This is a genomic window from Lamprocystis purpurea DSM 4197 (assembly GCF_000379525.1).
In the GTDB taxonomy this organism is placed as follows: Bacteria; Pseudomonadota; Gammaproteobacteria; order Chromatiales; family Chromatiaceae; genus Thiodictyon; species Thiodictyon purpureum.
Genome location: NZ_KB902419.1, coordinates 93,470 through 101,764 on the forward strand (window position 1 = coordinate 93,470; position 8,295 = coordinate 101,764).

At 59.0% G+C, this 8,295-nt stretch carries 5 protein-coding genes and 1 pseudogene; 3 read left to right on the forward strand and 3 right to left on the reverse strand.

Going from position 1 to position 8,295, the window contains the following annotated elements; translation table 11 throughout:
• Positions 1–64 precede the first annotated feature (64 nt).
• A complete protein-coding gene (locus A39O_RS0107140) occupies positions 65–934 on the reverse strand; it encodes a polyprenyl synthetase family protein (RefSeq protein WP_020504007.1) in 870 nt (289 codons plus the stop codon).
• 322 nt (positions 935–1,256) lie between these two features.
• On the opposite strand from A39O_RS0107140, the gene A39O_RS0107145 reads away from it, so the two are divergent.
• Positions 1,257–2,648: a BCD family MFS transporter gene (locus A39O_RS0107145; protein WP_020504008.1), complete on the forward strand. Its 1,392-nt coding sequence runs from the start codon at positions 1,257–1,259 to the stop codon at positions 2,646–2,648.
• Positions 2,649–2,749: 101 nt separating this feature from the next.
• Here A39O_RS0107145 and A39O_RS0107150 read toward each other — a convergent pair whose 3' ends face one another.
• The gene (locus tag A39O_RS0107150) at positions 2,750–3,661 is read right to left on the reverse strand and encodes a carotenoid 1,2-hydratase (protein WP_020504009.1); all 912 of its coding nucleotides are present in this window, start codon (positions 3,659–3,661) and stop codon (positions 2,750–2,752) included.
• 510 nt (positions 3,662–4,171) lie between these two features.
• Between A39O_RS0107150 and lacI the strand changes: the two genes are divergently transcribed.
• Positions 4,172–5,254: a DNA-binding transcriptional repressor LacI gene (gene lacI / locus A39O_RS0107160; protein WP_000805902.1), complete on the forward strand. Its 1,083-nt coding sequence runs from the start codon at positions 4,172–4,174 to the stop codon at positions 5,252–5,254.
• A 1,152-nt stretch (positions 5,255–6,406) separates the two neighbouring features.
• Positions 6,407–7,198 carry an ANT(3'')-Ia family aminoglycoside nucleotidyltransferase AadA1 gene (gene aadA1 / locus A39O_RS0107165; protein WP_001206316.1) on the forward strand — a complete coding sequence of 264 codons (792 nt, stop codon included), beginning with the start codon at positions 6,407–6,409 and terminating at the stop codon, positions 7,196–7,198.
• A 548-nt stretch (positions 7,199–7,746) separates the two neighbouring features.
• Here aadA1 and A39O_RS0107170 read toward each other — a convergent pair.
• Positions 7,747–8,295 (reverse strand): annotated as a pseudogene (locus A39O_RS0107170) (carotenoid 1,2-hydratase); the annotation flags it as partial.

Below are 8,295 nucleotides of genomic sequence, written 5' to 3' on the forward strand. Positions count from 1 at the left end.
GCGAGCCCCGTCGGCGAGGCCGATGACCACACGCTGTCGTCACTCACCGGGGCAGGCAATGGGTTCACGCCGCAAGTCGCGCGAGTTCCTCAGGCAAGATACGCCGGGACTCGCCGGCGATCAGGGTCTGGAGGGCGGCTGCACCTTGGCAGGGCGGAATAGCATCAGTCGCGCTGGCAACCAGATCCTTGAGTCGTCGCACGGCACCGGCGACGCCGAGTTCCTGGACCGCATTGGGCCGCCCCAGCGAGCTGTCACGCCCCAGCGGCTTGCCCATTTCACGGGTCGAAACCACGGCATCGCCCAAGTCATCCGCGACCTGGTAGGCTTCGCCCAAGCGTTCGCCAACCAGACGCCAGGCATCGGTCGGCGCACCAACGGATTCGGCCCCGGCCACGGTCGCTGCGACAAACAGCGATCCGGTCTTGGCGCGGTGGTAATCAGCCAGGTCCACCTCGGTCTCGCACTCCCAAGCCTGCCCGGCGCAGATGCCGACCGGTGCGCCGGTGCACCGCGCAACCGTTGCCATGACCCGACTCACATGCAGCGGGGCCGCTTCGATGCGTCGGCCAAGGACCTCGAAGGCGAGGACGATCAGGGCATCCCCGGCCAGCACCGCCAAGCGCTCTCCATAGGCGCAATGGACTGACGGCCGGCCACGGCGCAAGGTGGAGTCATCGAAACAAGGAAGGTCGTCATGAACCAGGGAGGCGCAGTGGAGGAGTTCGATGGCCGTGGCGGCGGCATTCGTGGTCTCCGGATCGGTATCGCCGCACGCCCAGGCGACGGCCAGGCAGAGGCGTGGGCGCACCCGTGCGCCGCCCGGAAATACCGCGTACCGCAGGGCCTGGGCGAAGCCGGGTGGACATCCCGGCCCCTGGGCGGAGACGATAGCCGCTTCCAGTGCCTGCTCGATACGCTGCGTCGGTTCCATGGTAGGCCCTCTCGTGGACTGATTCAGAGACATCTATATTTATCGGTTGACATTTGCATGTGTCAGGTAAGATAGACATTTGCTCCCACCCAGTCAATCCACTTTCCCCAACCTGCGGATGCGGCGAGTACTACTCCCCCGCCCTCACCACGGTCCTGCGTGACACCGGGCAAGGTGCGGCGGCCGCGACACTGCGGGGTCGCGCCACGCCGGTGCCGGCAGGGAAGGGACCGCGGCCAGGCCGCGTCGCCTCAGCCGCAAACGCCGTTGACGATCGCATTCGAAGCCGTTAACCTTGAATTTTGACCAAGATAATTGACTTATGAGTCGATTTGTTGACTTCCTGGTGCGTCTGCCCTTTGCAGACGTGGCCTCTGCGGAGCTTCCACTTCTGCGAATCCTGCGTCTGTCGCTGTTTCAGGTCGCCGTGGGCATGGCCATGGTCCTTCTGTACGGCACCCTGAATCGCGTCATGGTCGTCGAACTCCACGTATCCACTTGGCTCGTATCCTTGATGGTCGCGTTACCGCTGGTGTTCGCACCGCTGCGGGCGCTGATCGGGCATCGCTCCGACTATCATCACTCGGCGTTCGGGTGGCGTCGCGTTCCGTACATCGCGCTAGGCAGTATGCTGCAGTATGGTGGCTTTGCCATCATGCCCTACTCGATCCTGATCTTGTCCGATCCGACCAACAAGATGCTCATCGTTGGACAAGTTGCGGCTGCCGTGTCGTTTTTGATGGTGGGTGCCGGCATGCATACGGTTCAGACCGCGGGCTTGGCACTGGCTACGGACTTGGCGCCCGTCGACAAGCGCCCGCGCGTGGTCGCCCTCCTCTATGCGACGCTGTTACTCTCGATGGTCGGTGCAGCCCTGCTGTTCGGGCATTTGCTCGAGAATTTCTCGCACCAGAGACTGGTCGAGGTCGTCCACGGCGCTGCCCTGGCATCGATCCTTCTCTGTCTGGCCGCAGCCTGGAAACAGGAGGCCATTGATCTCAAGCGGGCAGTGGCCGACATCCCGCGTCCGCCGTTCCGCGAAACCTGGCAGACCTTCCTCAGCGGCGGCATCGCCAGTCGGCTACTGATCGCCGTCGGACTCGGCACCGCCGCATTCAGCATGCAGGAGATACTGCTCGAGCCCTATGGCGCGCAGGTTCTCGGCTTGACGGTGGCACAGACGACGTCACTGACCGCATTGTTGGCGGGTGGCGGCCTGACTGCTTTCCTGCTGTCGGCTTACCTATTGAGCCACGGCGGCGACTCGTTCCGTATTGCCGCCGCTGGCGCGCTGATCGGTATCCCCGGCTTCGGTCTCATCATCTTCGCCGCCACCGTCGATTCGCCCTTGGCATTTCGGATCGGTACTGGACTGCTCGGACTGGGTACCGGCTTGTTTAGCATGGGTACCCTGACCGCAGCCATGGGACTGGCAGAGACGGGCCACGCCGGCCTGGCGCTGGGCGCCTGGGGCGCGGTGCAAGCGACCAGCCAAGGTGTCGCGATCGCCCTGGGCGGCTCGATGCGAGACCTGTTCAGTGGCTGGATGGCCGGAGGATCGCTGATCGAACCCTCGCTCGCTTATCGGCTGGTCTACGGTATGGAGATTGTGCTGCTGTTCGCTGCACTGGTGGTGTTTGCGCCGCTGGCCCTGCGTAGGCAGCGCGATCAGCCTCGGGGGCCGTCGAAATTCGGACTCGATCAGCTACCCTAGCCTTAGCGCTCCGGGCCGAACGCGGGATTCCTGCACCTTATCACCCTCAGAATCCCGCCAGTGGCAAAGATGCGCGCCAACGACGTACTGATGCCTCGGCATCAGCGCCGGGGCATGCGGTAGGGCAGCAGATGCTGGACCCAGCGCGAGCGAAAACGGTCCAGCGACAGGCTCTCATGCACGGCGGTCACCGGCCGATCCAGCAGGTGTGACGCGATCACTGAGCGCGAGTAGAATGGTGTGTCTTCCAACGTCTTGACGATCCTCGGCGGATGGTCGGCATCGGCTTGGCTGCTGCGCGCAACTTGCCAGATCGGTGTGCGCGGCAAGCGGTGGTTCGGCGGCGACTCGAACTCGCTTAAGGTGCCGTCGGCTGCGAACCGCAAGGCCAGCGATAGCGGCCCGTCGCCGCGGCGGTCGACGTGATAGAGAATCGCACTCTCCTCCCCCATGCTCGCCCGCGACCAGTCCCAGTAAACGAAGGCATCTTCGAGTGGCTCCGTCCCCCAGTTGCGATCGAAATAGGCGTGACCGCTCCAACTCAGGTCCGGCCGGGACAGTTCGACTTCGACGCGGGCGCTCGGCGCGATCGGACGCCACTGATGGCGTCCGTTACTATCGAGGGTGAAGGCCCGCTCATTGACGAACAGTGGCGTCACGCGGATCCGGCCGCGCACCCGCTGCGGCAGTGGCGTGCCGATTTCGTCAATATCGATGGTCAACGTGCCATCGGCGCTCCAATGCAGCGCACTCGGCCCGATGGTCAGCGCGGCGGCTTCCTGGGTCACCGCCTTGGACCGCCGCTCAGTCATGGTCCAACGCCGATGTGTGCCGTAGAGGCAGACATTCAGTGAGCAATAGTCGTGGGGATTATCCAGGCCGCGACGGCGACCCCTGAAGTAATACGGCGAAAACACACTGCCGACGAATGCGATCAGCGTCAACCCGTGGCGGCCGTCATCGCTCAGCGCATCGACATACCACCAGGCATAGCCCCGGGGACCGACGCTCACGCCGAACTCAGGTCCTGCAGCACGGCCTCCGCGGCCAAGCGACCGGAAATCGCCGCCATCGGCATCCCCGGACCCGGATGCACGCTCCCCCCCACCAGATAGAGCCCCGGCACCCGGCTGCGCGCCCCCGACCGGCTGAATGGCCCCNGCCATCCGTGTGAGGCCCGCCCGTACAGGGAGCCCCCCGTCGCCGGAAACATCCAGTTGAACTGCATCGGTGTGGTGACGACCGCGCTCTCCGGCTGCCACGCCAGGTTCAGGCCGCAACGTGCCAGCAGTTTGACTGTATTCTCCTCCCATGGTATATCTCCTTATTAAAGTTAAACAAAATTATTTCTACAGGGGAATTGTTATCCGCTCACAATTCCCCTATAGTGAGTCGTATTAATTTCCTAATGCAGGAGTCGCATAAGGGAGAGCGTCGAGATCCCGGACACCATCGAATGGCGCAAAACCTTTCGCGGTATGGCATGATAGCGCCCGGAAGAGAGTCAATTCAGGGTGGTGAATGTGAAACCAGTAACGTTATACGATGTCGCAGAGTATGCCGGTGTCTCTTATCAGACCGTTTCCCGCGTGGTGAACCAGGCCAGCCACGTTTCTGCGAAAACGCGGGAAAAAGTGGAAGCGGCGATGGCGGAGCTGAATTACATTCCCAACCGCGTGGCACAACAACTGGCGGGCAAACAGTCGTTGCTGATTGGCGTTGCCACCTCCAGTCTGGCCCTGCACGCGCCGTCGCAAATTGTCGCGGCGATTAAATCTCGCGCCGATCAACTGGGTGCCAGCGTGGTGGTGTCGATGGTAGAACGAAGCGGCGTCGAAGCCTGTAAAGCGGCGGTGCACAATCTTCTCGCGCAACGCGTCAGTGGGCTGATCATTAACTATCCGCTGGATGACCAGGATGCCATTGCTGTGGAAGCTGCCTGCACTAATGTTCCGGCGTTATTTCTTGATGTCTCTGACCAGACACCCATCAACAGTATTATTTTCTCCCATGAAGACGGTACGCGACTGGGCGTGGAGCATCTGGTCGCATTGGGTCACCAGCAAATCGCGCTGTTAGCGGGCCCATTAAGTTCTGTCTCGGCGCGTCTGCGTCTGGCTGGCTGGCATAAATATCTCACTCGCAATCAAATTCAGCCGATAGCGGAACGGGAAGGCGACTGGAGTGCCATGTCCGGTTTTCAACAAACCATGCAAATGCTGAATGAGGGCATCGTTCCCACTGCGATGCTGGTTGCCAACGATCAGATGGCGCTGGGCGCAATGCGCGCCATTACCGAGTCCGGGCTGCGCGTTGGTGCGGACATCTCGGTAGTGGGATACGACGATACCGAAGACAGCTCATGTTATATCCCGCCGTTAACCACCATCAAACAGGATTTTCGCCTGCTGGGGCAAACCAGCGTGGACCGCTTGCTGCAACTCTCTCAGGGCCAGGCGGTGAAGGGCAATCAGCTGTTGCCCGTCTCACTGGTGAAAAGAAAAACCACCCTGGCGCCCAATACGCAAACCGCCTCTCCCCGCGCGTTGGCCGATTCATTAATGCAGCTGGCACGACAGGTTTCCCGACTGGAAAGCGGGCAGTGAGCGCAACGCAATTAATGTAAGTTAGCTCACTCATTAGGCACCGGGATCTCGACCGATGCCCTTGAGAGCCTTCAACCCAGTCAGCTCCTTCCGGTGGGCGCGGGGCATGACTAACATGAGAATTACAACTTATATCGTATGGGGCTGACTTCAGGTGCTACATTTGAAGAGATAAATTGCACTGAAATCTAGAGCGGTTCAGTAGAAAAGATCAAAGGATCTTCTTGAGATCCTTTTTTTCTGCGCGTAATCTTTTGCCCTGTAAACGAAAAAACCACCTGGGGAGGTGGTTTGATCGAAGGTTAAGCAGTTCCCCAACTGACTTAACCTTCGAAAAAACCACCTGGGGAGGTGGTTTGATCGAAGGTTAAGTCAGTTGGGGAACTGCTTAACCGTGGTAACTGGCTTTCGCAGAGCACAGCAACCAAATCTGTCCTTCCAGTGTAGCCGGACTTTGGCGCACACTTCAAGAGCAACCGCGTGTTTAGCTAAACAAATCCTCTGCGAACTCCCAGTTACCAATGGCTGCTGCCAGTGGCGTTTTACCGTGCTTTTCCGGGTTGGACTCAAGTGAACAGTTACCGGATAAGGCGCAGCAGTCGGGCTGAACGGGGAGTTCTTGCTTACAGCCCAGCTTGGAGCGAACGACCTACACCGAGCCGAGATACCAGTGTGTGAGCTATGAGAAAGCGCCACACTTCCCGTAAGGGAGAAAGGCGGAACAGGTATCCGGTAAACGGCAGGGTCGGAACAGGAGAGCGCAAGAGGGAGCGACCCGCCGGAAACGGTGGGGATCTTTAAGTCCTGTCGGGTTTCGCCCGTACTGTCAGATTCATGGTTGAGCCTCACGGCTCCCACAGATGCACCGGAAAAGCGTCTGTTTATGTGAACTCTGGCAGGAGGGCGGAGCCTATGGAAAAACGCCACCGGCGCGGCCCTGCTGTTTTGCCTCACATGTTAGTCCCCTGCTTATCCACGGAATCTGTGGGTAACTTTGTATGTGTCCGCAGCGCCCGCCGCAGTCTCACGCCCGGAGCGTAGCGACCGAGTGAGCTAGCTATTTGTTTATTTTTCTAAATACATTCAAATATGTATCCGCTCATGAGACAATAACCCTGATAAATGCTTCAATAATATTGAAAAAGGAAGAGTATGAGGGAAGCGGTGATCGCCGAAGTATCGACTCAACTATCAGAGGTAGTTGGCGTCATCGAGCGCCATCTCGAACCGACGTTGCTGGCCGTACATTTGTACGGCTCCGCAGTGGATGGCGGCCTGAAGCCACACAGTGATATTGATTTGCTGGTTACGGTGACCGTAAGGCTTGATGAAACAACGCGGCGAGCTTTGATCAACGACCTTTTGGAAACTTCGGCTTCCCCTGGAGAGAGCGAGATTCTCCGCGCTGTAGAAGTCACCATTGTTGTGCACGACGACATCATTCCGTGGCGTTATCCAGCTAAGCGCGAACTGCAATTTGGAGAATGGCAGCGCAATGACATTCTTGCAGGTATCTTCGAGCCAGCCACGATCGACATTGATCTGGCTATCTTGCTGACAAAAGCAAGAGAACATAGCGTTGCCTTGGTAGGTCCAGCGGCGGAGGAACTCTTTGATCCGGTTCCTGAACAGGATCTATTTGAGGCGCTAAATGAAACCTTAACGCTATGGAACTCGCCGCCCGACTGGGCTGGCGATGAGCGAAATGTAGTGCTTACGTTGTCCCGCATTTGGTACAGCGCAGTAACCGGCAAAATCGCGCCGAAGGATGTCGCTGCCGACTGGGCAATGGAGCGCCTGCCGGCCCAGTATCAGCCCGTCATACTTGAAGCTAGACAGGCTTATCTTGGACAAGAAGAAGATCGCTTGGCCTCGCGCGCAGATCAGTTGGAAGAATTTGTCCACTACGTGAAAGGCGAGATCACCAAGGTAGTCGGCAAATAATGTCTAACAATTCGTTCAAGCCGAGGGGCCGCAAGATCCGGCCACGATGACCCGGTCGTCGGTTCAGGGCAGGGTCGTTAAATAGCCGCTTATGTCTATTGCTGGTTTACCGGTTTATTGACTACCGGAAGCAGTGTGACCGTGTGCTTCTCAAATGCCTGAGGTTTCAGCAAAAAACCCCTCAAGACCCGTTTAGAGGCCCCAAGGGGTTATGCTAGTTATTGCTCAGCGGTGGCAGCAGCCTAGGTTAATTAAGCTGCGCTAGTAGACGAGTCCATGTGCTGGCGTTCAAATTTCGCAGCAGCGGTTTCTTTACCAGACTCGAGGGTACCGACGTCAGCGATCGCGTGGCCGGCCGATATCCAATTGAGATCTGCCATATGTATATCTCCTTCTTATACTTAACTAATATACTAAGATGGGGAATTGTTATCCGCTCACAATTCCCCTATAGTGAGTCGTATTAATTTCGATTATGCGGCCGTGTACAATACGATTACTTTCTGTTCGACTTAAGCATTATGCGGCCGCAAGCTTAGGCCTCGGCGTCAGCGCCGGGGCATGCGGTAAGGCAGCAGATGCTGGACCCAGCGCGAGCGAAAACGGTCCAGCGACAGGCTCTCATGCACGGCGGTAACCGGCCGGTCCAGCAGGTGTGACGCGATCACTGAGCGCGAGTAGAATGGCGTGTCTTCCAACGTCTTGACAATCTTCGGCGGATGGTCTGCATCGGCTTGGCTGCTGCGCGCAACTTGCCAGATCGGTGTGCGCGGCAAGCGGTGGTTCGGCGGCGGCTCGAATTCGCTTAAGGTGCCGTCGGCTGCGAACCGCAAGGCCAGCGATAGCGGCCCGTCGCTGCGGCGGTCGACGTGATAAAGGATCGCACTCTCCTCCCCCATACTCGCCCGCGACCAGTCCCAGTAAACGAAGGCATCTTCGAGTGGCTCGGTGCCCCAGTTGCGATCGAAATAGGCGTGACCGCTCCAACTCAGGTCTGGCCGGGACAGTTCGACCTCGACGCGGGCGCTCGGCGCGATCGGGCGCCACTGATGGCGTCCGTTACTATCGAGGGTGAAGGCCCGCTCATTGACGAACAG